20 protein-coding genes and 2 tRNA genes are annotated in these 22040 nt (G+C 68.4%); 13 read left to right on the forward strand and 9 right to left on the reverse strand.

The genetic code is table 11. The features are described from left to right. Positions 1-65 precede the first annotated feature (65 nt). From AC07OX_RS08860 to AC07OX_RS08875, 4 genes are all read left to right on the forward strand, one after another. Positions 66-1034: a LysR family transcriptional regulator gene (locus AC07OX_RS08860; RefSeq protein ID WP_139701919.1), complete on the forward strand. Its 969-nt coding sequence runs from the start codon at positions 66-68 to the stop codon at positions 1032-1034. Positions 1035-1140: 106 nt separating this feature from the next. Next, positions 1141-1611: a DUF4124 domain-containing protein gene (locus AC07OX_RS08865; protein WP_495260592.1), complete on the forward strand. Its 471-nt coding sequence runs from the start codon at positions 1141-1143 to the stop codon at positions 1609-1611. Positions 1612-1648: 37 nt separating this feature from the next. Then, complete coding sequence (locus AC07OX_RS08870; protein ID WP_495260591.1) at positions 1649-2113, forward strand: ribonuclease HI family protein; 465 nt, start codon at positions 1649-1651, stop codon at positions 2111-2113. Positions 2114-2178: 65 nt separating this feature from the next. Further along, positions 2179-2433 carry a DUF3297 family protein gene (locus AC07OX_RS08875; RefSeq protein WP_062468964.1) on the forward strand — a complete coding sequence of 85 codons (255 nt, stop codon included), beginning with the start codon at positions 2179-2181 and terminating at the stop codon, positions 2431-2433. A 39-nt stretch (positions 2434-2472) separates the two neighbouring features. Here the strand turns inward: AC07OX_RS08875 and AC07OX_RS08880 are convergent, their stop codons facing one another. After that, the gene (locus tag AC07OX_RS08880; protein WP_495260590.1) at positions 2473-3525 is read right to left on the reverse strand and encodes a DUF2272 domain-containing protein; all 1053 of its coding nucleotides are present in this window, start codon (positions 3523-3525) and stop codon (positions 2473-2475) included. Between the two features lie 90 nt (positions 3526-3615). Here AC07OX_RS08880 and AC07OX_RS08885 point away from each other — a divergent pair, with 90 nt between their 5' ends. Further along, positions 3616-4617 carry an alpha/beta hydrolase gene (locus tag AC07OX_RS08885; protein WP_495260589.1) on the forward strand — a complete coding sequence of 334 codons (1002 nt, stop codon included), beginning with the start codon at positions 3616-3618 and terminating at the stop codon, positions 4615-4617. 5 nt (positions 4618-4622) lie between these two features. On the opposite strand, the gene AC07OX_RS08890 is transcribed toward AC07OX_RS08885, so the two are convergent. Together AC07OX_RS08890 and AC07OX_RS08895 are read right to left on the reverse strand one after the other, a co-directional pair. Further along, on the reverse strand, positions 4623-4907 hold the full coding sequence (locus AC07OX_RS08890) for a hypothetical protein (RefSeq protein ID WP_062468955.1): 285 nt from the start codon (positions 4905-4907) through the stop codon (positions 4623-4625). 124 nt (positions 4908-5031) lie between these two features. Continuing rightward, positions 5032-5107: transfer RNA gene (locus AC07OX_RS08895), tRNA-Lys, on the reverse strand. A 150-nt stretch (positions 5108-5257) separates the two neighbouring features. On the opposite strand from AC07OX_RS08895, the gene AC07OX_RS08900 reads away from it, so the two are divergent. Beyond that, a complete protein-coding gene (locus AC07OX_RS08900) occupies positions 5258-5965 on the forward strand; it encodes an SDR family NAD(P)-dependent oxidoreductase (protein WP_095946812.1) in 708 nt (235 codons plus the stop codon). A 75-nt stretch (positions 5966-6040) separates the two neighbouring features. On the opposite strand, the gene AC07OX_RS08905 is transcribed toward AC07OX_RS08900, so the two are convergent. After that, positions 6041-6116, reverse strand: a tRNA-Ala gene (locus AC07OX_RS08905). 88 nt (positions 6117-6204) lie between these two features. On the opposite strand from AC07OX_RS08905, the gene AC07OX_RS08910 reads away from it, so the two are divergent. Further along, on the forward strand, positions 6205-7071 hold the full coding sequence (locus AC07OX_RS08910) for an alpha/beta hydrolase (RefSeq protein ID WP_495260588.1): 867 nt from the start codon (positions 6205-6207) through the stop codon (positions 7069-7071). 35 nt (positions 7072-7106) lie between these two features. On the opposite strand, the gene AC07OX_RS08915 is transcribed toward AC07OX_RS08910, so the two are convergent. Together AC07OX_RS08915 and AC07OX_RS08920 are read right to left on the reverse strand one after the other, a co-directional pair. Next, complete coding sequence (locus AC07OX_RS08915) at positions 7107-8084, reverse strand: GMP reductase (protein WP_095744259.1); 978 nt, start codon at positions 8082-8084, stop codon at positions 7107-7109. Between the two features lie 220 nt (positions 8085-8304). Further along, a complete protein-coding gene (locus AC07OX_RS08920) occupies positions 8305-8958 on the reverse strand; it encodes an OmpW/AlkL family protein (RefSeq protein WP_495260587.1) in 654 nt (217 codons plus the stop codon). A gap of 199 nt (positions 8959-9157) precedes the next feature. Here AC07OX_RS08920 and AC07OX_RS08925 point away from each other — a divergent pair, with 199 nt between their 5' ends. Further along, positions 9158-11617 (forward strand): UvrD-helicase domain-containing protein, encoded by a 2460-nt coding sequence (locus AC07OX_RS08925; protein WP_495260586.1) that lies wholly within the window; start codon positions 9158-9160, stop codon positions 11615-11617. A gap of 46 nt (positions 11618-11663) precedes the next feature. Here the strand turns inward: AC07OX_RS08925 and AC07OX_RS08930 are convergent, their stop codons facing one another. From AC07OX_RS08930 to AC07OX_RS08940, 3 genes are all read right to left on the reverse strand, one after another. Then, positions 11664-12494: a BPSS1780 family membrane protein gene (locus AC07OX_RS08930; protein ID WP_062468943.1), complete on the reverse strand. Its 831-nt coding sequence runs from the start codon at positions 12492-12494 to the stop codon at positions 11664-11666. A gap of 171 nt (positions 12495-12665) precedes the next feature. Further along, positions 12666-13715, reverse strand: a complete 1050-nt coding sequence (locus AC07OX_RS08935; RefSeq protein ID WP_495260585.1) for a homoserine kinase — start codon at positions 13713-13715, stop codon at positions 12666-12668. Positions 13716-13788: 73 nt separating this feature from the next. Beyond that, on the reverse strand, positions 13789-14163 hold the full coding sequence (locus AC07OX_RS08940; protein WP_062468938.1) for a hypothetical protein: 375 nt from the start codon (positions 14161-14163) through the stop codon (positions 13789-13791). A 97-nt stretch (positions 14164-14260) separates the two neighbouring features. On the opposite strand from AC07OX_RS08940, the gene polA reads away from it, so the two are divergent. The 5 genes from polA (at position 14261) to AC07OX_RS08965 (ending at position 22026) form a co-directional block, all read left to right on the forward strand. Further along, positions 14261-17077, forward strand: a complete 2817-nt coding sequence (polA, locus tag AC07OX_RS08945; RefSeq protein WP_495260584.1) for a DNA polymerase I — start codon at positions 14261-14263, stop codon at positions 17075-17077. A 52-nt stretch (positions 17078-17129) separates the two neighbouring features. Continuing rightward, entirely contained in the window at positions 17130-18416 is a 1287-nt protein-coding gene (locus AC07OX_RS08950; protein WP_095744265.1) for a M20/M25/M40 family metallo-hydrolase, read from the forward strand. Between the two features lie 22 nt (positions 18417-18438). After that, entirely contained in the window at positions 18439-19341 is a 903-nt protein-coding gene (locus AC07OX_RS08955; RefSeq protein WP_062468929.1) for a LysR family transcriptional regulator, read from the forward strand. Positions 19342-19382: 41 nt separating this feature from the next. Beyond that, positions 19383-19742 carry a hypothetical protein gene (locus AC07OX_RS08960; protein WP_495260583.1) on the forward strand — a complete coding sequence of 120 codons (360 nt, stop codon included), beginning with the start codon at positions 19383-19385 and terminating at the stop codon, positions 19740-19742. Between the two features lie 118 nt (positions 19743-19860). Then, positions 19861-22026: a TonB-dependent receptor gene (locus AC07OX_RS08965; RefSeq protein WP_495260582.1), complete on the forward strand. Its 2166-nt coding sequence runs from the start codon at positions 19861-19863 to the stop codon at positions 22024-22026. Positions 22027-22040: the final 14 nt, after the last annotated feature.

Genomic DNA, 22040 nt, shown 5'->3' on the forward strand with positions numbered 1-22040 from the left:
GGCAGAGCGTAGGACGAGGGTTCTCATGTATCAATGTCATTTCAGTCATTCCTAGAATGCGCGGCATGCATGCGGAAAACCTCGACCTGAATTTGCTGGCGGTCTTCGACGCGATGTTTCGCGAGGCCAGTGTCACGAAGGCCGCGCAGGGCCTCGGGCTGACGCAGAGCGCGATGAGCCATGCGCTCAACCGGCTGCGTGCTTTCTTCGACGACCCCTTGTTCGTCAAGGTCGGCAGCCGCATGGAGCCCACGCGCAAGGCCGAGGGCATGCGCGCTGCGGTGGTGGAGGTGATGACCACCGTGCGCCAGCAGATCCTGGCGGGCGCACGGTTCGAGCCCGCACTGGCGCGACGCACCTTCACCTTGTGCATGACCGACATGGGAGAACTGGTGTTCCTGCCGCCGCTGCTCGAGCGCTTCAAGAAGGAGGCGCCCGGGTGTTCGCTGCGCACGCTGCAGGTGCCGCTCGAGCAGGTCGAAGGGCTGCTTGCGTCAGGCGAGGCCGACCTGGCGGTGGGGTCCATCCGTGCGGCGCCCGAGGGGCTGTTTCATCAGCGCCTGTTCCTGCACTCCTTCGTGACCATCGCCAGCGCGCGGAACAAGGACATCGGCGCCACCCTCACGCGCGAGCGCTTCGAGGCGATGCGGCACATCGTGGTCTCGCTCACCGGCCACTCGGCGGAGAGCTACGACAAGGTGCTGGAAGACCAGGGCATCCGCCGCACCGTGGCCGTGATGACGCCCCACTTCCTGATGGTTCCGCTCCTGATGGACCGGCACGCCGATCTGCTCGCGACGGTGCCGCGCGAACTGGCGGAGGTCTTCGCCCGCATGGGCACGGTGCGCATGTTCGAGCCGCCGGTGCCCGTGCCCCAGTTTCAACTCAACCAGCACTGGCATCCGCGCTTTCACCACGACCCGGCCGTGGTCTGGCTGCGCGACGTGATGAAACACACCTTCGAGCACTACCCGCGCATCACCACGCAGGCCAGTCCTCCGGCCAGGAAAGGGGCGCGAGCCAAGTCGCGTTGACGCGCCGGCCAGCATCGACTTTTCCTCTGCTGCGAACCTCATCCCCCACCCGTTTCTGCGTGCCTGCTTGTTCGAGCGGCCGCGCACTGTTACAAAGGGCGTCTCCATGCGCTCGCCCACCATTCTTTTCGTTTCGCTGCTCTGGCTTGTCGTGGCCGCTCCGGCCGCGCAGGCGGAGGTGGTGCGCTGCACAGATGCCGACGGCCGCATCGTCTACACCGACGGCGCCTGCCCGCCGGGGACCAGGCAGTCGCGGCAGTTGCGCATCGACGAGCCGCCGCCTGCACCACCGCGCGCCTCCAGCGAGGAAGACACGCCGCGCCGGCCGGACTACGCGGCGCCGTCCGCACCCCCGCCGCAACCCACGCCCTCCGGGCCGGCCATCATTCCGCGTTACCCGGTGGGCGAGGCGCCCGCGGCCGACCCGGGGCCGACCTACATCTGGGGCGGCGATCCGTACTACGGCCCGCCGCGACCGGGGTATCACCCCCGGCCGCCGCGTCCGCCGCGCGACCCCGGGCCACCGCCCGGCCAGCGGCCGTGCAATCTCGCGGGCATCAAGCGCAACAACTGCTGAGCGCGTTCGTCCTCTTTCCTCTGCTTCCTGCTTCTTCATGACCGTTGCCGCGCCCGAGCGCCTTCCCCCGTGGGTCGTCCATTGCGACGGCAGCGCCATGCCGAACCCCGGGCGCATGGGCGTCGGCGTCGTCATCACCCAGCCCGACGGCACCCGCCACACCTTCTCGCAGGCCACGCACACCACGGGCTGCAACAACGAGGCCGAGCTGCGGGCACTGACGCTCGCGCTGCGCGAGCTGCAGGCGCGCGGCGCCACGAGCGTGCAGGCCTTCAGCGACAACAGCACGCTGGTCGAACAGTTGAGTGGCGCTGCCGACGTGCGGCCGATCGTGCGCATGGCGCCGCTCTTCGAGGAGGCGCGCACGCTGCTGCAGGGCTTCGACGAGGCGCGCGTGCAATGGATTCCGCGCCACCGCAACGGCGAGGCCGACGCGCTCGCGCGCGCCGCGCTGGGCTTCGGGCCGAAGCCGCCGCCCAAGGCCTGGAAGAAGCGGCGCTAGCGGCGCCCGCGAAGGGGCATGCGGCAGGTTCTATCATTCGGGTCGATTCAGACACCCGTTTCCCCATGACCGAAGAAGCCACCTCCAAGCCCACGCTGCCCGACCATCTCTCGACCGATCCGCGCAGCCCGCACCACATTCCCGCCGTGTTCGAGCACCCGATCGGCATCCGCTTCAACGGCAAGGACCGCCTGGACGTCGAGGAATACTGCATCAGCGAAGGCTGGATCAAGGTGCCCGCCGGCCGCACGCTGGACCGCAAGGGCTATCCGCTGCTGATCAAGCTCAAGGGCGCTGTCGAGGTGTACTACCGCGACTGACGGACCGGGGCACGCGCCCCACCGTTCCTGTTTTTTCTTTCAACGCCACTGCAGCAGCAGCGACCACGGCTGCCGGCTCATGTGGCGATCGATGCATGCGCTGCCGCCCGCCGTGCAGCCTTCGGGCAGGTAGCTCGGGTCCAGCAGCCGCGTGCCGGGCGCAAAGGCCAGGCGCCGCAAGGTGACCGACTGCAGCACGTTGCCACCCACGGCATCGAAGCCCGCACCGTCCACGCCCACCACCACATCGCAGTGCATCGGCAACGGTGCGCCGCCCGTCGGGCGCCCAGTGAGCCACTCGCCGATCTTGCCGAAGCCGTCGAGCGCGGCACCGCGCGCGCCGCGTGCATGGCAGACCAGATCGCCCGGGCGCGGTGGCGTGCGCATCAGGTCGCAGGCGCGCAGGGCCTGCGGTGTCGCGCGGCCCGCTGCTTCATCGATGCCGGCCTGCAAGGCGGCACCGGCGTAGTCGACGTGCGCCTCGGAAAAGACGAACTCGTCGGCACCGAGCCCGGCCTCGCGCGCCACCCAGCTGATGAACGCGGCGGACCAGGGCGTGTCGATCACTGCGACACGCTGCAGGGCCACTTCGAGGGCGCGCTGGTCCGACGCGTCCAGCCCCTGGCCGGGGCCGACGCCCAGGCCTTGCAGGCGCGCCGCGCTCGCCTGGTTCAGCGCGTCGGTCAACCGCGTGCGGTCGGCCGCCTGCGGGGCGCCGAAGCGAACGAGAGAAGGCAACCGCTCGCTCGACGGATCGACCGCACGCCAGTAGCGCAGCACGCGTTGCCATGCGGGCTGCGCGCCGATCGGATAGCGCGTGTCTTCTGCTTCTGAATAGCCAGACTCGGTGAGTCGGCCTTCGGCGTCCATGGTCTGGCTGCCGAAGGCAATGTGCTCTTGTCGGGCCAGCGCGGCCATCGCGAGGGCGCGGGGCGGCGGCGGAATGTAGGAGGCCGTGGCAAGGCAGCCGGACGCGGCCGATGCGAAGGTGGGCGCCGCCGCGAACACCAGGGCTGCGCACAGCGTGTGTGCTGCGTGGCGCAGCGGTTGTGTGAGCGCGGAGGAGGGCGCGATGACGGGCGGTGGCGACATGTGAGGCGAGCATAGCGGGGCACTGCCCGTGGCAAGCAGAATGCGGGGCGCTCCCTGAAGCGCCGGGCCGTCCGGCGCAGGCGCTCCACCGTGAAGCTCAAGACCATCCTGCTGCGGATCCTCGGTGTCATCGCCGGCCTCGTGATCGTGGGCTATGCCGCGTTCCAGTGGAGCCCGTGGCCTTCGGTGCTGATGATCCGCTACGCCTTCGGCAAGGGCTCGGACGCCGCGTCGCAGTCGCTGCAGAAGCACGTGCCGCCCGGTATCGCGGCGGTGCTCGATCAGCACTACGACGAGGCCGACGCGGACGCCTACCTCGACGTGTTCCGTCCGGCCTCGGCGGGCGCGCAGCCCTTACCCACCATCGTGTGGGTGCACGGCGGCGCCTGGGTCTCGGGCCACCGGCGCGACGTGGCGAACTACGCGCGCGTGCTGGCGGGGCAGGGCTTCACCGTGGTGGCCGTCGGTTATTCGATCGCGCCGGGCCAGGGCTATCCGGTGCCGGTGCGGCAGGTGAACACGGCGCTGGGTTATCTGGTACGCGAGGCGGCGCGGCTGGGCGTGGACCCCGCGCGGCTCGTGCTGGCCGGCGACTCGGCGGGTGCGCATATCGTCGCGCAGGTCGCGAACGCGGTGGCCGTGCCGGGGTACGCGAAAGCCGTGGGCCTCACGCCCGTCATCGCGCGCGAGCAGCTGCGCGGCATGCTGCTGCACTGCGGCGCCTACGACGCGGCGCAGGCCAAGCTCGACGGTGCCTTCGGCGGTTTCCTGCGGACCGTGTTCTGGTCGTACAGCGGCAGCAAGGATTTCCAGAACGCGCCGGCCTTCGAGACTGCGTCGGTGCGCCGCTATGTGACCGGGGCTTTTCCGCCGTCGTTCATCACCGCGGGCAACGGCGATCCGCTCGAAGGGCAGTCGCGGTCGATGGCTGAAACGCTGATGGCGAAGGGCGTGCAGGTCGACAGCCTGTTCTTCCCCGCCGATCAAACGCCGGCGTTGCCGCACGAGTACCAGTTCAACCTCGACGATGCGCCGGGGCGGCTGGCGCTGGAGCGCTCGCTGCAGTTCTTGCGGCGCGTCACGGCGCCGTAGCTAGGTCAGCCCTGGGGCTTGCTCGGCAGGTCGCCTTCGCGCAGCTTGCGGCCGACCCACATCAGGCCGGTTTCATAGTCGGCGCTGCCGACCTGCACGCCGCCCACGGTGCGCAGCGCGCCGGTGCCGTCATCGGTGGCCGGGCCTTCGCCCGTGAGGTCACCGGGGACCAGCAGGCGGCCGTCCTTCAGGAAGTCGGCAATACGCAACTGGCGCATGCCGCGGCCCCAATGCCAGTGCTGCTTGAGGTCGAAGGATTTCGGCGATGGCGCGGGTTTGGATTTCTTCACGGGATGTCGGGGAGGGGCTTGCGAAGGGTCGCGTCGGCGCGATCAAACATACAAGTGAACGCACCATGAAAAAAGCCTGCTACCTTGTGGGTAGCAGGCTTTCCAGCGTTGCCGCGATGTTGGTTGGTGGGCCCTGAGTGACTCGAACACTCGACCTACGGATTAAGAGTCCGCTGCTCTACCAACTGAGCTAAGAGCCCTTGCTTTGAAAACCGTTAGTGTTTTCTGGCAAGACCACGAGTATATACCAATTTTTTTGGGACTTCAAAAATTTTCTGCACATTTGTACGAGAGCGTTAGGATGCGCGACCGTCGGGGCCCCGCCCCACCCCCTATCCGAGGAGTTTTCGATGAGCGATGCAAGCAACACGCCCCATGTACTGATCACCGGCGCCGCGGGCGCGCTGGGCCGGGCCGTGGCCCAGCACTTTCTTGACCAGGGCGCGCGGCTCGCGCTGGTCGATCACCACGCCGGTCGCCTGGCCGAAGTCTTCCCGGGCCTGGACAACTCACAGCACCTGCTGCTGGCCGGCGACGTGACCTCGGCGCCCGACATGGCCGCGCTCACCGGCCAGGTGCTGCAGGCCTTCGGCCGCGTCGATGCGCTGGTGCACATTGCCGGCGGCTTCGAGATGGGCGAGGCGACGCACGCACTCACGCGCGCGAGCTGGGACCGGATGATGAACCTCAACGCCTGGTCGTTCGTCGCCGTGACGCAGGCCGTGCTGCCCTCGATGATCGAGCGCCGCGCGGGCCGCATCGTCGCGGTGACGGCGAAGGTGGCGGCGCGCGGCCTGCCGGCCATGGCGGCGTACATCGCGTCGAAGAGCGCGCTGCAGCGGCTGGTGGAATCGATGGCGGCCGAGGCCGCGCCGCACGGCGTGAACATCAACAGCGTGGCGCCCAGCGTGCTCGACACGCCGGCCAACCGCCAGGCGATGCCCGACGCGAACCCGGCCGAGTGGGTGTCGACCTCGGTCGCGGCGCAGACCATCGGCTTCCTGGCATCGCCCGGCGCCGCGGCGCTGCACGGCCAGCACCTGACGCTCGACGCCTGATATTTCCCGGCCGCAGCGCACAGCTGCAAATGAAAAAGGCCTTGGCGATTGCCAAGGCCTTTTTGCTGGGTCGGTTGGTGGAGAGGAGGAGGATCGAACTCCCGACCTCCGCATTGCGAACGCGGCGCTCTCCCAGCTGAGCTACCCCCCCAACACACCCCACATTTTATCCAGCCGCGCATTTCCATGCACGCGGCCGTGCCAAGATGCGCCCCGGAAAAACAAGGAGCAAGCACCGCATGGAAGCGCACGACCCCGCCTGGCTGGAAGGCATGTACAACAACCTGGCGCGGGTGAAGGACCACCCCGCGTACTTCGCGCGCTGGGGGCGCGATTCCGCCGCGGCGCGCGACATGCTGCCGTGCCGTATCGATGTGCCCTACGGCACCGGCCCGAACGAAACGCTCGACGTCTTTCCGGCGCCCGTGCCCGATGCGCCGGTGCTGGTCTTCATCCACGGCGGCTACTGGCGCGCGATGGACAAGAAGGACCACTCGTTCATCAGCCCCGCCTTCCACGACCGCGGCATCTGCGTGGTGCAGCCCAACTACGCGCTGTGCCCGGGCCCGGTCGACCAGCCGGTGACGGTGCCGGGCATCCTGCTGCAGATGGTGCGGGCGCTCAAATGGACCTGGCGCCACGTCGCGGCGCATGGCGGCGACCCTTCGCGCATCACCGTCGCCGGGCATTCCGCGGGCGGCCACATGGCGGCGGCGTTGCTGGCCTGCGACTGGAAGGCGGTGGCGCCCGATCTGCCCGCGCAGCTGGTGCGCAATGCGCTGTCGGTCTCGGGCCTGTTCGACCTGCGGCCGTTGCAGCGCACGCCCTTCCTCGAGCACACGCTGAAGCTCACCGATGCCGACGCGCGGCGTGCGAGCCCGGCGCTGTGGCCTGCGCCGGCGCGCGGCCAGCTCTATGCGGCGGTGGGGGGCAACGAGAGCGCTGAATTCCTGCGCCACAACGCGATGATCCGCGAGGCCTGGGGCCGCCACACCGTGCCGGTGTGCGAGGTGCTGCCGGGGCTCGACCACTTCGGCGTGGTCGATGCGCTGGCCGATCCGGCGCACGCGCTGCACCGCTACGCGGTGCAACTGCTCGAGGCCTGAAAGAAAAGAGACGGGCGGAGGGCCGCCCGTCGCGCTCACATCAGCAGGTGTTCGCCGGCGTTGTCGCCGCCCAGCGTGACGTAGTTGACCTTGCGGATGTCCATCAGCGTGCGGCCGCCCGCGTAGCTGATCGAGCTTTGCACGTCCTGCTCCATCTCGACCAGCGTGTCGGCCAGCTTGCCCTTGATGGGCTCGAGGATGCGCTTGCCTTCGACGTGCTTGTACTCGCCCTTGTTGAAGTCGCTGGCCGAGCCGTAGTACTCCTTGAAGAGCGTGCCGTCGACGTCGACCGTCTTGCCCGGCGACTCTTCGTGGCCCGCGAACAGCGAGCCGATCATGACCATCGACGCGCCGAAGCGGATGCTCTTGGCGATGTCGCCGTGGTCGCGGATGCCGCCGTCGGCAATGATCGGCTTGGTGGCCACGCGCGCGCACCACTTGAGCGCCGACAGCTGCCAGCCGCCCGTGCCGAAGCCGGTCTTGAGCTTGGTGATGCAGACCTTGCCTGGGCCGATGCCGACCTTGGTCGCGTCGGCGCCCCAGTTCTCCAGGTCGATCACGGCTTCGGGCGTGCCGACGTTGCCGGCGATCACGAACGACTTCGGCAGCTTGGCCTTGAGGTAGCCGATCATGTTCTTCACGCTGTCGGCATGGCCGTGCGCGATGTCGATCGTGATGTATTCGGGCACGAGGCCTTGGGCCACCATCTGGTCGACGGTGTCGTAGTCGGGCTTCTTCACGCCCAGCGAGATCGAGGCGAACACGCCCTTGCCCTGCATGTCCTTCACGAACTGGATGTTGTCCAGGTCGAAGCGGTGCATCACGTAGAAATAGCCGTTCTGCGCGAGCCACAGGCAGATCGACTCGTCGACCACCGTTTTCATGTTGGCAGGCACCACCGGCAGGCGGAAGGTGCGCTCGCCCAGCGTGACGCTGGCGTCGCATTCCGAGCGGCTTTCCACGCGGCATTTGCGCGGCAGCAGAAGGATGTTGTCGTAATCGAAGATTTGCATGACCAGGCTCCTGAAAGGAATCGTTGAGTGGAACGAATGAGCGCTTGGTCCGGCCGGTTCTCGTGGTCGCGTCATGAAAATGACGGCCAAAAAAAACCGGACGCAAGAAACTTGGGCCCGGTGATTGATTTTACGGCCATGGCGATGATGCGCAAGTCGCCGGAGCGTATTGACCCTATGGGTTGCTGCGTATACCCGACGACCGCAGTGCGCTTCTTTGTCAGAACCGGTAGCCGATGCCCACACCGAACAGCCACGGGTCGACCTTCACGGTCGACAGCTGCACGCCGTCCATGTTCACGGCGCTGCGGATGCGCAGCTTCTTCACGTCGATGTTGAGGTAGGTGTTCTTCGCTACCTCGATGTCGACGCCGGCGCCCAGCGCGAGGCCGAAGCTTTCGTTCTGCAGCTGAAGGCGGCCCACTGTCGGCACCTGCAGGTTGACGCTGCTCAGTCGCGTGTAGTTCAGGCCCGCGCCGATGTAGGGGCGGATCTTCGCGGTGGGCATGAAGTGGTACTGCAGCATCAGCGAGGGCGGCAGGTGCTTGAAGCTGCCGATGTCCACCGGCCCGCCCAGCGCGCTGCGTTGCACGGTGACCGTCTGTTTCTGCGGCACCGTCAGTACCAGCTCGGCGGCGATGTTCGGCGTGAAGAAGTAGGTGACGTCGAGCTCGGGAATGGTCTTGCTGTTGACCGTGATGGCATCGGCCGGAATCGACAGGTCGGCCACCGGGGCCGAGTGGTTCGCCGGCTTCAGGTACACGGCGCGGGCGCGCACCAGCCAGTTGCCTTGTGCGTCCTGCGCGGCGGCCGGCAGGGCGGCCATGGCGCCGAGCAGGGCGGCGAGGCAGGCGGGGGCGAGTTTCTTGGGCATGGGTTCTCCAGTGACGGCCGGCGCGCAGGGCCGGCAACTGAGAGGCAGTCTCCCGCCGGGCACGGCCGTATCACTTGATCTGCCGCAAGAGGGGCAGGACTGTGCACGCCAGCAGGCCCGGCCTTGATCCAGGTCATGCCCGCAGGGGCAAGCGCGTCCGGCGGGGCCCGGGGCGGGGCAGCTTTCTACAATGGCACCCATGCTCCCTCACGACCTGTTTTCCGGCGCGTCCGCAGCCGATACGGGCGGCCCTGCCTCGCCGTTGCTGAACAACCTCAACGCCGAGCAGCTTGCTGCCGTCACGCTGCCCGCGGGCAATGCCCTCATCCTTGCCGGTGCCGGCTCTGGCAAGACGCGGGTGCTCACCACCCGCATCGCCTGGCTGCTGCAGACGGGGCAGGTGTCCGCCGGCGGCATCCTGGCCGTCACCTTCACCAACAAGGCCGCCAAGGAAATGATGACGCGGCTGACCGCGATGCTGCCGGTGAACGTGCGCGGCATGTGGATCGGCACCTTCCACGGCCTGTGCAACCGCCTGCTGCGTGCGCATTGGAAGCTGGCCAACCTGCCCTCGACCTTCCAGATCCTCGACACGCAGGACCAGCTCTCGGCCATCAAGCGCCTGATGAAGCAGTTCAACGTCGACGACGAGCGCTTTCCGGCCAAGCAGACGCAGTGGTTCATCGCCGGCGCCAAGGAAGACGGCCTGCGCCCCGGCGACATCGAGGCCCGCAGCGACGACGACCGCAAGAAGGTCGAGCTCTACCAGCTGTACGAAGAGCAGTGCCAGCGCGAAGGCGTGGTCGACTTCGGCGAGCTGATGCTGCGCAGCTACGAGCTGCTGCGCGACAACGAGCCCGTGCGCGAGCATTACCAGCGGCGCTTCCGCCACATCCTGGTCGACGAGTTCCAGGACACCAACCGCCTGCAATACGCGTGGCTGAAGATGCTCGCGGGCCACACGGCGATCGGCGGCCACTTCACGCCGGGCGAGCACAACAGCGTGATCGCCGTGGGCGACGACGACCAGAGCATCTACGCCTTCCGCGGCGCGCGCGTGGGCAACATGACCGACTTCGTGCGCGAGTTCGACGTGCGCCGCCAGATCGTCCTGGAGCAGAACTACCGCAGCTACAGCAACATCCTCGATTCGGCCAACGAGCTCATCAGCCACAACAAGAAGCGCCTGGGCAAGAACCTGCGCACCGATCAGGGGCCAGGCGAGCCCGTGCGCGTGTACGAGTCGCCCACCGACCTCGCCGAGGCGCAGTGGATGGTCGAGGAAATGCGCCAGCTGGCGCGCGACGGCTTCGACCGCAAGGAAATGGCCGTGCTCTACCGCAGCAATGCGCAGAGCCGGGTGATCGAAACGGCGCTGTTCAATGCCTCGGTGCCGTACCGCGTGTACGGCGGCTTGCGCTTCTTCGAGCGCGCCGAAATCAAGCATGCGCTGGCCTACCTGCGCCTGCTCGAGAACAAGGACGACGACACCAGCTTCCTGCGCGTCGTCAACTTCCCGCCGCGCGGCATCGGCGCACGCACGCTCGAAAGCCTGCAGGACGCGGCGCGCGCCGCCGGGCGCTCGCTGCACGACGCGGTGAGCGCGGTCGGCGGCAAGGCCGGCTCGAACCTCACGGCCTTCGTCGCCAAGATCGACGTGCTGCGCGAGCAGACCCAGGGTGTGAGCCTGCGCGAGATCATCGAGCTGGTGCTCGACCACAGCGGCCTCGTCGAACACTACAAGGCCGACCGCGAAGGCGCCGACCGCATCGAGAACTTGGACGAACTCGTCAACGCGGCCGAAAGCTTCGTCACGCAGGAAGGCTTCGGCCGCGACGCCGTGGCGCTGCCGGTCGACGAACTGCGCCAGTCGCCCGCCAGCCAGGGGCTCGACCCCAGCCGGCCGGTGCTCGACGAGCCGCTGGCGCCCGATGCAGAAACGGGCGAAACCCTCAGCCCGCTCGCGGCCTTCCTGACGCACGCGGCCCTCGAGTCGGGCGACAACCAGGCGCAGGCCGGGCAGGACGCGGTGCAGCTCATGACCGTGCATGCCGCCAAGGGCCTGGAGTTCGACTGCGTGTTCATCACCGGCATGGAAGAGGGCCTGTTCCCGCACGAGAACTCGATGAGCGATTTCGAGAGCCTCGAGGAAGAACGCCGCCTGATGTACGTGGCGATCACGCGCGCCCGCAAGCGCCTGTACCTGAGCCATTCGCAGACGCGCATGCTGCACGGCCAGACCCGCTACAACGTCAAGAGCCGCTTCTTCGACGAGCTGCCGGAGGGCGCGCTCAAGTGGCTCACGCCGAAGAACCAGGGCTTTGCGCCCTCGGCCTTCGGCTATGGCGGCGGCTACGGCAGCACGCGCGGCGGTGCCGGTGGCTACGGTGGCGGCGGCGGCGGCGGCGGTGGCAACCGCTACGGTGGAGGCGGTGGCAGCGCGAGCAAGGACACCTTCGCCAGCCCGCCCGTGCCGCCGCAGAAGACCGCGCCGTCGCACGGCCTGCGCTCAGGCATGCAGGTGTTCCACAACAAGTTCGGCGAGGGCACGGTGACCGCGCTGGAAGGCACCGGCGACGATGCGCGGGCGCAGGTGAAGTTCGCGCGCCACGGCGTGAAGTGGCTGGCGCTGTCGGTGGCGAAGCTCACGCCGGTCTGAGTCCGGCGGTCCCGCTTGCCCGAAAGGGCAGCGGGCGATGCCGACTTCAGTTCGCGTCGAAGCTGTCCCGGAAGGTGAACCAGGTCGAGGCCAGCGACATGGCCGCCAGCACCAGCGCGGTGCCGATCATCAGGATGTTGCCGATCGCCAGCGCTGCGCCGTCGGAGCCCATGGCGCCGACGCCGATCAGCACGGTGGCGAGCAGGCCGATGGCGATGCCCGCGAGCATGAACACGCCGAACCACGCCAGGCCGAACAGCGCGTAGGCGCCGAAGTTGCGGAACAGCGCGACGATGCTGAAGAAGACGCTCTTCACCGGCTCCACGCGGTGCCAGTGCACCAGCGCGGGCGCATGCCACATGGCCAGCGACAGCGGCAGGTTCAGGCACATCAGCAGCGTGCGCGCCGTGAGGAACTCGCTGCTCTTCATGACCTCGGGCGTCACCGCCTCGTCGAACAGGTAGGCGCGCATGAGCTGGCCGCCGTCGACCAGTGCCGTCAGCGTGACGGCCAGCACGAAGTACACGGCCGAGATCACGCCCAGCACCACCAGCGAGCGCCATTCGGTGCGCATGGCGTCGAACACCGCGATGAACATGGCCGAGCCCGTGGGGCGGCCCAGGTCGCCCGCATTGCCCAGGCCGTCGGCGTTGTCGGTCGCGGCCACCGAGGTCGCGACCATCAGGCCCAGCGTCATGAAGGGCAGCAGGATCGGCGCGAGCACGCTGCCGAGCAGCGGCAGCATCGACACCGTCGAGATCATCGCCATCAGCAGGAAGAACAGCGAGATGAAGGCCAGCGGCTGGCGCCAGAAGGTCTTGAGTCCGAGGCGGACCCAGTCGAAGCCGGTGCGCGCCGGCACGAGGTGGAGTTTCATGTGGGGGGTCAGAAGGTGTGAATGAATCCGGCGTGGCCGAGCAGGCCGCCCAGACGCGCCCAATCAAGGCGCAAAGCGCAGCCATAGCTTGGGCTATGGCGAGCATTTGCAACGCAGAGTGGGTGTGTCTGGGCGGGATGAGCGGGCATGGCGGGTTCGGTCACACCTTCTTTAGGCTGCCAGCGCCGGCTCTAAGACGTGGGCGATGGCGTGCGGGTGGGTGGCGCGCTCGCGCAGCACGCGCTCGAAGTGCGTCGGGTCGTGGGGCTTGAGCATGCTGGCCTCGCGCGGCAGGTGGAAGTCCCACAGGCGCGAGATCCAGAAGCGCAGCGCGGCGGCGCGCAGCATCGCGGGCAGCAGGGCGCGCTCGGAGGCGTTCAGCCTGCGCACGCTCTCATACGCGGCGAGCAGGGCGTCGGCGCGGGCGGCGTCGTGCCGGCCGCTGGCCAGGTCGATGGCCCAGTCGTTCAGGCACACGGCCAGGTCGAACAGCCAGGTGTCGGTGCCGGCGAAGTAGAAGTCGAACACGCCGGTGAGGCGCGGCGACGCATCGGGCTCGCCGCCGGTCGCGAACATCACGTTGTCGCGGAACATGTCGGCATGCACCGGACCGCGCGGCAGCGCCGCGTAGGCCGACGATTCGGCGACATGGTTCTGGTAGGCCAGCTCGGCGCGCAGCAGCGCAGCCTGCGCCTCGTCCATGTGGGGCAGCACCACCGGGGCGGTCTCGTTCCACCAGGGCAGGCCGCGCAGGTTCGGCTGGATGCGCGGGTAGTCGCGCCCGGCCAGGTGCATGCGGGCCAGCATGGCGCCCAGTTCGGCGCAGTGGGCGGCCGTGGGGGCCAGCTCGCTGCGGCCCGACAGCTTCTGTACCAGCGCCGCGGGCTTGCCGGCCACGCGGTGCAGCAGCTCGCAGGGCGCCTGTGCGGGGATCGACAGCGCATGGCCGGTCGGCGGCGCCACGGCCGGGTCGGCCACGGGCGCGGGCACCGGCAGGCCAGCACCGGCCAGGTGCTTCATGAGGCAAAGGTAGTACGGCAGCTGCTCGGCGCTCAGGCGCTCGAACAGCGTCAGCACGAATTCGCCCGACTCGGTGGTGGCGAAGTAGTTGGTGTTCTCGATGCCGCCCTCGATGCCGCGCAGCTCGCGCAGGGCGCCCATGCCAAGGCGCTGGACGAGCGCGTCTGCCTCGCCGAACTGGACTTCGGTAAAAACTGCCATGGCGATGCTCAGCGCCGGACGGCGGCTGCGGGAGAAAAGAGGGTTGCCGGGAAGGAGAACGACGACGTCACGGTCAGAACTTCAGCACGTTCCAGACACGCGGGCCGTTGCCGCCGCTGTTCGCGTCGCCGGTCGTGCCGGGGCGGGCGCTGCCGCCGTCGTTGGGCAGCACTTCGTAACCGGGCATGTTCGACTTGGGCTTGACGTTGATGCTCTGCGTGCGGCCGCCGTAGCGCACCTCGTCGACCGAGGCGCCGCTGTCTTCCGTGTGGATGTGCTCGACCTTCTGGTTGCGCCGGCCGTCGGCCTGCTCCTGATTTTGTAGCGGTTCCGCCGGGGCCGGCTTGGCGGCGGGCGCGGCCGGCGCCTGCGCGAGGGCGGCAACGGGGGTGGCGAAAGCCAGCGCCAGCAGGATGCGGCGGGCGACCAGGAGTGGGGAGCTAGGCATGCACGGATTGTAGGCGTGCACCCGCTGGCGGCGTGTCGGCCGCCAGCCGACCCTGGTGTCGTTCCGGACGCCGGTCCGGGCACGGCAAAATGCCCCGATGACCGACAAGAAAACGCTGCTGCTCGTCGATGGCTCGAGCTACCTGTACCGGGCCTTCCACGCGATGCCCGATCTGCGCGCCGTGCCCGGCGACCCCAAGAGCCCGGCCACCGGGGCGATCCGGGGCATGATCAACATGATGACCGCGCTGCGCCGCGAGGTGCGCGCCGACTACGCGGCCTGCATCTTCGACGCCCCCGGCAAGACCTTCCGCGACGACTGGTACCCCGAGTACAAGGCCAACCGCTCGCCGATGCCCGACGACCTGCGCAGCCAGATCGACCCCATCCACGAAGTGGTCAGGCTGCTCGGTTGGCCGGTGATTACCGTGCCCGAGGTCGAGGCTGACGACGTGATCGGCACGCTCGCCAAGGTGGCGGCCGCGCAGGGCGTCGAGGTGATCGTCTCCAGCGGTGACAAGGACCTGAGCCAGCTGGTCGACGAGCACATCACCATCATCGACACGATGAACGGCAAGAAGCGCGACATCGCCGGCGTGACGGCCGAGTTCGGCGTGCCGCCCAGCCTCATGGTCGACTACCAGACGCTCATCGGCGACACGGTCGACAACGTGCCCGGCGTGCCCAAGGTCGGCCCCAAGACAGCGGCCAAATGGCTGCTCGAATACGGCTCGCTCGATGCACTGGTCGAACGCGCCGCCGAAGTGAAGGGCGCCGCCGGCGAAAACCTGCGCCAGGCGCTCGACAAGCTGCCGCTGAGCAAACGCCTCGTCACCATCCGCACCGACTGCGACCTGAACGGTTTTGTCGAGGGCCTGCCCTCGCTCGAAGGCCTGCCCGTCGGCGCGCCGCAGACGGCCGAGCTGAAGCCCTTCTACGAGAAGTTCGGTTTCAAGAGCCTGGTCAAGTCGCTCGAAGCGCAGGAAGTACCGCCCGAGCTGATCGAAGAGAACGCGAAGAAAAAGGCCGCCGCCAAGGCCGACCGCGACCAGGGCGGCCTGTTCGATGAGCCTTCCGAGCTGGACGCGCAAGAGGCCGCCGCGCCCGCGAGCAACCTCAAGTACGACACCATCATGGAATGGGCGCAGTTCGACGCCTGGCTCGCCAAACTCGAGGCCGCCGAACTCACCGCCATCGACACCGAGACCACCTCGCTGGACGAAATGGTCGCGCAGATCGTGGGCATCAGCTTCAGCGTCACGCCGGGCGAAGCGGCCTACATTCCGCTCACGCACAACTACCCCGACGCGCCCGCGCAGCTGCCCATTGACGAGGTGCTCGCCAAACTCAAGCCCTGGCTCGAGAACGCCGACAAGAAAAAGCTCGGCCAGCACATCAAGTACGACCGCCACGTGTTCGCCAACCACGGCATCGAGGTGCAGGGCTACGCGCACGACACCATGCTGCAAAGCTACGTGCTCGAAGTGAACAAGCCGCACGGCCTCTCGTCCCTGGCCGAGCGCCACCTGGGGCGCAGCGGCATCTCGTACGAAGACCTGTGCGGCAAGGGCGCGCACCAGATCTCCTTCAGCCAGGTCGACATCGCCAAGGCCGCCGAATACTCGTGCGAGGACAGCGACCAGACGCTCGACGTGCACCACGCGCTGTGGCCCCTGCTGCAGAAGGAAGAGAAGCTGGCATACATCTACCAGCTCGAAATGGATTCGAGCGAGGCGCTGTACCGCATCGAGCGCAACGGCGTGCTGATCGACGCGCCCACGCTGGCCGCGCAGAGCCACGACCTGGGCACGCGCATCATGGCGCTGGAGCAGGAGGCCTACGACATCGCGGGGCAGCCCTTCAACCTCGGTTCGCCCAAGCAGATCGGCGAAATCTTCTTCACCAAGCTGGGCCTGCCCGTGGTCAAGAAGACGCCGAGCGGCGCGCCCAGCACCGACGAAGAAGTGCTCGAGAAGCTGGCGGAAGACTATCCGCTGCCCGCCAAGATCCTCGAGCACCGCGGCCTCTCGAAGCTCAAGGGCACCTACACCGACAAGCTCGGCCAGCTGGCCAACCCGCGCACCGGCCGCGTGCACACGCACTACGCGCAGGCGGTGGCCGTCACGGGTCGCCTGAGCAGCAACGACCCCAACCTGCAGAACATCCCGATCCGCACGCCCGAAGGCCGCCGCGTGCGCGAGGCCTTCGTGGCACCGGCGGGCAGCGTGATCGCCAGCGCCGACTACTCGCAGATCGAGCTGCGCATCATGGCCCACATCAGCGGCGACGAATCGCTGCTGCGTGCCTTCACCGACGGTGTCGACGTGCACCGCGCCACGGCTGCCGAGGTGTTCGGCACCACGCCCGACCAGGTGTCGAGCGAGCAGCGCCGCTATGCCAAGGTCATCAACTTCGGGCTCATCTACGGCATGAGCAGCTTCGGCCTGGCGAAGAACCTGGGCATCGAGACCAAGGCCGCGGCCTCGTACATCGATCGCTACTTTGCGCGCTACCCGGGCGTGAAGACCTACATGGACCAGATCGTGGAGTTCGCGCGCGACAAGGGCTATGTCGAGACCGTGTTCGGCCGGCGCCTCTACCTGAGCGAGATCAACGGCGGCAACGGCCCCCGCAAGAAGGCGGCCGAGCGCCAGGCCATCAACGCGCCGATGCAGGGCACGGCGGCCGACCTCATCAAGCTCAGCATGGTCAAGGTACAGAACGTGCTTGACGAAGAAAAGCGCGCCACCCGAATGATCATGCAGGTGCACGACGAACTGGTGTTCGAAGTGCCCGAGGCCGAGGTCGAATGGGTGCGCACCGAAATCCCGCGCCTGATGGCCGGCGTGGCGGCGCTCAAGGTGCCGCTGCTCGCCGAGATCGGCGTCGGTCCCAACTGGGACAAGGCCCACTGATCCACGTTCGCACGACCCAACGAGACATCCCGAAGAAAGAAGAAGCACCTCCATGAAACTCCAGCCCCGCACCTTCCTGCTCGCCGCCGTCTGCGCGGCCTTCCTCGGCACCGCTTCCGCTGCCCCTGATGCCCGCATCGCCGCGCTGGCCGCCAAGGAAAAGCCCGCCCTGCTCGAGACGCTGAAGGAGCTGGTCTCCATCGAGTCGGGCAGCCGCGACATCGAAGGCCTCGAGAAAATCTCCGACCTCATCGCCGCCAAGTTCAAGGCACTGGGCGGCGAGGTCGAGCTCATCGACCCGAGCGCCGACGCCTACCGCATGGAAGACACGCCCGAAAAAATCGGCCGCGTGGTGCGCGCCACCTTCAAGGGCACGGGCACCAAGAAGATCATGCTCATCGCACACATGGACACGGTCTACACCGTGGGCATGCTCAACAAGCAGCCGTTCCGCGTCGACGGCGACAAGGCCTACGGCCTGGGCATTGCCGACGACAAGCAGGGCGTGGCCGTCATCACGCACCTGGTGTCGATGCTGCAGGCGCTGAAGTTCAAGGACTACGGCACACTCACCGTGCTGATCAACGGCGACGAGGAAATCAGCTCGCCCGGTTCGCGCGCGCTGCTCACCAAGCTCGGCGGTGAGCACGATGCGGTGCTGTCGTTCGAGGGTGCATCGATCAAGGACGACAAGCTCTCGCTGGCCACCGCGGGCATTGCCTCGGTCACGCTGAACGTGGCGGGCAAGGCCTCGCACGCGGGCTCCGCGCCCGAACTGGGCGTGAACGCGCTGTACGAGCTGTCGCATCAGATCCTGCAGATGCGCGATCTGTCCGACCCGTCCACGGGCCTGAAGATGAACTGGACCATCTCCAAGTCGGGCACCAACCGCAACGTGATCCCCGCCAGCGCCACCGCGGGCGCCGACGTGCGCGTGCTCAAGGTGGCCGACTACGACCGCATCGAGCAGCAGGTGAACGAGCGCGTGAAGAAGCAGCTGGTGCCCGAGGCCAAGGTCGAGCTGAAGTTCGAACGCCGCCGTCCGCCGCTTGAGGCCACCGACGCGTCGCGCGCGCTGGCCAAGCATGCGCAGGCCATCTACAAGGACGAGCTGGGCCGCCCGCTGGGCGCCGACGACAAGGCCGCCGGTGGCGGCACCGACGCGGCGTTCGCCTCGCTCAAGACCAAGGCGCCGGTCATCGAGCGCTTCGGCCTGCAGGGCTTCGGCGCACACACGGCCGACGCGGAGTACGTGCTGATCGATTCGATCGAACCGCGCCTTTATCTGGGCGTGCGCATGGTGATGGACATCGCGACGGGCAAGACCACCGTTCGCTGACCGCCACCGACCGCTGTCGGCCATGCGGCTGCGCCACATCGAGGTCTTCAACGCGATCATGCTCGCGGGCAGCGTGAGCGCGGCCGCGCGGCTCATCAACATCACGCAGCCGGCCGTGAGCCGCACGCTGCAGCATGCCGAGCTGCAGCTGGGCTTTCCGCTGTTCCAGCGCGCCAAGGGGCGGCTCACGCCGACCACCGAGGCGCTCACGCTGTACCCGCACATCGAGCGGCTGTTCGCGCAGCTCGACGAGGTGCAGCGGCTGGCGGCGAACCTGCGCGCGGGCAACGACACCGGCGAGCTGCGCATCCTCAGCGTGCTCGCGCTGAGCTACGAAATCCTGCCGCGCGCGCTCAAGGCCTTCCGCGAGATGCACCCGGGCTATGCGATCACGGTCGAGTCGCTGCACTCGCCGCAGATCATGTCGGCGCTGCTGCTGCAGGAGGCCGATGTTGGCTTCGCCTTCAGCCCCGCGGTGCATCCCTCGCTCACGCAGGAGACGCTCGCCGACAGCCGCATGGTGTGCGTCGCGCCCAAGGGCATGCTGCCGCGCGCGCTGGTGCGCAACGGCTCGGTGGCGCTGCACGACCTCATCGACCGCCCGGTGATCGGCCTGGACGGCCGCGACCCGGTCGGCACCAGCCTGAGCCAGGCCTGCCGGCAGGCGGGCGTGGGCTTCCAGCAGGCCGTGGTCACGGTGCAGACCTACCACGCGGCGCTGGCCATGGCGCACCACGGGCTGGGCGTGGCGCTGGTCGACGGCTGCACGGCGCGCTCGGCCGACCGTGCCAAGGTCGACGTGCTGACGCTGGAGCCGCACATTCCGGTGCCGGTGCGCGCGCTGCGCTTCGCAGGCCGGCCCGACTCGGTGGCCGTGCGCGGCATCACGCGCTGCATGCGCGAAGCGATCGAGCAGACCGCCTGAGAAAGATGCGGGGCATTCGCCTCGCGCCATAATCCGCGCCCATGCACGCCCTTCGAACCTTCTGCGCAATGCACCGCCTGGTGCTGGCGTGGTTCATGGCGTCGCTGCTGGTCGCGGGCGCGTCGCCGCTCGTGAACCCGCAGGCGATGGAGCTGGTGTGTTCCGCCGCCGGCACCGTCAAGCTCATCGTGCAGGGCGACGACGGCGCCACCGAAGTCGGCATGGCGGCCATGGACTGCCCGCTGTGCATGGTCTCCGGCCCGCCGCCCGCCACCGTGCAGGTGACGCTGCCCACGCCGCTGCCGCTGGGCCGCGCGCTGCAACCGATTCCCGCTGCCCGCCTCGCGGCAGCCACGGCCTCGCCGCTGCCGGCGCGCGGGCCGCCCACGCATCTCTCCTGAGCTTCGTCGTTCCTGCACCTGACGCCGCCTGAACGGGCCGCGCGGTGCGTTCCCGGTCGTTGTGCGGCCGGCGCTGCGCTCCATTTGTTTTCGCCAGCGTCGTCGCAAGAGAGATGCCATGCCCACCCTTTCCCATGCCCCCGCTTTGGGGCTGCTCGCCTTGTTCGGCGCAGTCAGCGCGCCTGTCCAAGCCCAGACCACCGTGTCTTCGCTGCCTTTGATCGAAGTCGCCGACGACGCCCCGCGCCCCAACGGCCGGCTCGACCTCGACACGCCCGCCGACACCGCGAGCCGCCTGGGCCTCACGCCGCGCGAGACGCCGGCTTCCGTCACGGTGGTGAACCGCGCGGTGCTCGACGCGCGCGGCGCGCAGAACACGCAGGAGGCGCTGCGCGCCGTGCCCGGCGTGACTGCGCACGACGCGCCCGGCAACGTCGGCGTGAGCTACCGGGGCTTCGGCAGCGGCTCGATCGCGCAGCTGTTCAACGGCATCAACCTGCAGTACTCGATCGCGGCGCGCCCGGTCGACAGCTGGATCTACGACCGCGTCGAGGCCATCGGCGGTCCGTCGAGCTTCCTGTTCGGCTCGGGCGCGCTGGGCGGGTCGATCAACTACATCACCAAGGCGCCCGAGCGCAGCGACTTCGCCGAGGCGCAGCTGCGCCTGGGCACGCAGAACCTGAAAGAGGCTTCGTTCGGATTGAACCGCCGCATCGCCGGCGACGGCGGCGCGGGCAGCCACTACGCGCGCATCGACGTGAACCACCGCGACGCCCACGGCTGGACCGACGGCACCAAGAGCCAATCGACGCAGCTCGCGGCCTCGCTGCTGTCGGACTTCGGCGGCGGCCTGAAGCACACGCTGGCCTACGAATACCAGGACGAAGACGTGACGCGACCCTACTGGGGCACGCCGGTGCTGAACCCGGCGGGCGGCGAGATGCGCATCGACCGCGGCACGCGCTTCAAGAACTACAACAGCGCCGACGGCCTCTATGCGCAGCGCGTGCAGTGGCTGCGCTCGGTCACCGAGTGGCAGGCCAGCGACGCGCTGCAGTTCAAGAACACCTTCTACGCCTACGACGCGCTGCGCGACTACCGCAACGTCGAGAACTACCGCTACAACGCACGCAACACGGCCGTCATCCGCTCGGGCGCCTTGCTGCAGCGGCACGACCAGGACGTGTGGGGCAACCGTGTCGAAGGTCTCTACAAGGGGCAGCTCGGCGGGCTCAAGAGCGACTGGTCCTTCGGGCTGGACTTCAGCGTGAACCGGCAGACGCGCTTCCCCAATAGCCTGCCCGGCACCGTGAGCACGGTGAACCCGTACGTCTTTGCCACCGAGCGCTTCTTCGAAGTGCCGGGCATGACGCCGGGCTTCCGTCCCGACCGCGACAACAAGGTGCGGACCACCGCGCTGTACCTGGAGAACCGCACCGCGCTGCAGCCGTCGCTGCACCTCGTGACGGCGCTGCGCCACGAGCGCATCGACCTCGACCTGGTCAACCGTCGCACCGTGGACGCGGCGAACCCGGCCACCTTCCATCGCGGCTATCGGCCCACCACCGGCCGCATCGGCCTGGTGTGGGACTTCGCGCCCGGCGCCAACCTGTACGCGCAGTACGCCACGGCGGCCGATCCACCCTCGGGCGTGCTCTCGACCGCCTCGTTCGCCGACGTGCGCAACAACAGCGAGCTCACCACCGGCCGGCAGGTCGAGGTCGGCACCAAGCTCGACTTCTGGCAGGGCAAGGGCACGGCCACGCTCGCGGCCTACAGCATCCGCCGCAAGAACATCGCGACGCAAGATCCGAGCAACAGCGCGCTCACGGTGCTCGTGGGCGAGCAGTCGTCCAAGGGCGTGGAGCTGGCGCTCGGGCTGCAGCCCACGCCGCAGTGGTCGCTGCAGGGCAACCTCACCTACGTCGATGCGCGCTACGAGCAGTTCCGCCAGGGCGGCGTGTCGCTCGCGGGCCGCACGCCGACCAACACGCCGGCGGTGGTCGCGAACCTCTGGGTGTCGTACGCCATCACGCCGCGCCTGCAGGCCACGGCGGGCGTGCGGCATGTGGGCAAGGTGTACGCCGATGCGGCCAACACGATGCACTGGCCCGGCTACACGCTGCTCGACCTCGGGCTGAGCTGGCAGGTGAACCGCAACGTCACGCTGGTGGGCCGCGTGCGCAACGCGACCGACCGCGTGTACGCCGCGAACGTCGGTGCCGGCTTCGCCTACCTCGGCGCGCCGCGCACGGCCGACGTGTCGGTGCGCGTGAGCTTCTGAACCCAGGGAGCTCC

This window comes from Variovorax sp. GW821-FHT09D07 (assembly GCF_059416345.1).

Bases quoted from the DNA above. Each gene is read 5' to 3' on its own strand.
- AC07OX_RS08860 (WP_139701919.1), top strand. From the start codon at position 66: ATGCATGCGGAAAACCTCGACCTGAATTTGCTGGCGGTCTTCGACGCG.
- AC07OX_RS08865 (WP_495260592.1), top strand. From the start codon at position 1,141: ATGCGCTCGCCCACCATTCTTTTCGTTTCGCTGCTCTGGCTTGTCGTG.
- AC07OX_RS08870 (WP_495260591.1), top strand. From the start codon at position 1,649: ATGACCGTTGCCGCGCCCGAGCGCCTTCCCCCGTGGGTCGTCCATTGC.
- AC07OX_RS08875 (WP_062468964.1), top strand. From the start codon at position 2,179: ATGACCGAAGAAGCCACCTCCAAGCCCACGCTGCCCGACCATCTCTCG.
- AC07OX_RS08880 (WP_495260590.1), bottom strand. From the start codon at position 3,525: ATGTCGCCACCGCCCGTCATCGCGCCCTCCTCCGCGCTCACACAACCG.
- AC07OX_RS08900 (WP_095946812.1), top strand. From the start codon at position 5,258: ATGAGCGATGCAAGCAACACGCCCCATGTACTGATCACCGGCGCCGCG.
- AC07OX_RS08910 (WP_495260588.1), top strand. From the start codon at position 6,205: ATGGAAGCGCACGACCCCGCCTGGCTGGAAGGCATGTACAACAACCTG.
- AC07OX_RS08915 (WP_095744259.1), bottom strand. From the start codon at position 8,084: ATGCAAATCTTCGATTACGACAACATCCTTCTGCTGCCGCGCAAATGC.
- AC07OX_RS08920 (WP_495260587.1), bottom strand. From the start codon at position 8,958: ATGCCCAAGAAACTCGCCCCCGCCTGCCTCGCCGCCCTGCTCGGCGCC.
- AC07OX_RS08925 (WP_495260586.1), top strand. From the start codon at position 9,158: ATGCTCCCTCACGACCTGTTTTCCGGCGCGTCCGCAGCCGATACGGGC.
- AC07OX_RS08930 (WP_062468943.1), bottom strand. From the start codon at position 12,494: ATGAAACTCCACCTCGTGCCGGCGCGCACCGGCTTCGACTGGGTCCGC.
- AC07OX_RS08935 (WP_495260585.1), bottom strand. From the start codon at position 13,715: ATGGCAGTTTTTACCGAAGTCCAGTTCGGCGAGGCAGACGCGCTCGTC.
- AC07OX_RS08940 (WP_062468938.1), bottom strand. From the start codon at position 14,163: ATGCCTAGCTCCCCACTCCTGGTCGCCCGCCGCATCCTGCTGGCGCTG.
- polA (WP_495260584.1), top strand. From the start codon at position 14,261: ATGACCGACAAGAAAACGCTGCTGCTCGTCGATGGCTCGAGCTACCTG.
- AC07OX_RS08950 (WP_095744265.1), top strand. From the start codon at position 17,130: ATGAAACTCCAGCCCCGCACCTTCCTGCTCGCCGCCGTCTGCGCGGCC.
- AC07OX_RS08955 (WP_062468929.1), top strand. From the start codon at position 18,439: ATGCGGCTGCGCCACATCGAGGTCTTCAACGCGATCATGCTCGCGGGC.
- AC07OX_RS08960 (WP_495260583.1), top strand. From the start codon at position 19,383: ATGCACGCCCTTCGAACCTTCTGCGCAATGCACCGCCTGGTGCTGGCG.
- AC07OX_RS08965 (WP_495260582.1), top strand. From the start codon at position 19,861: ATGCCCACCCTTTCCCATGCCCCCGCTTTGGGGCTGCTCGCCTTGTTC.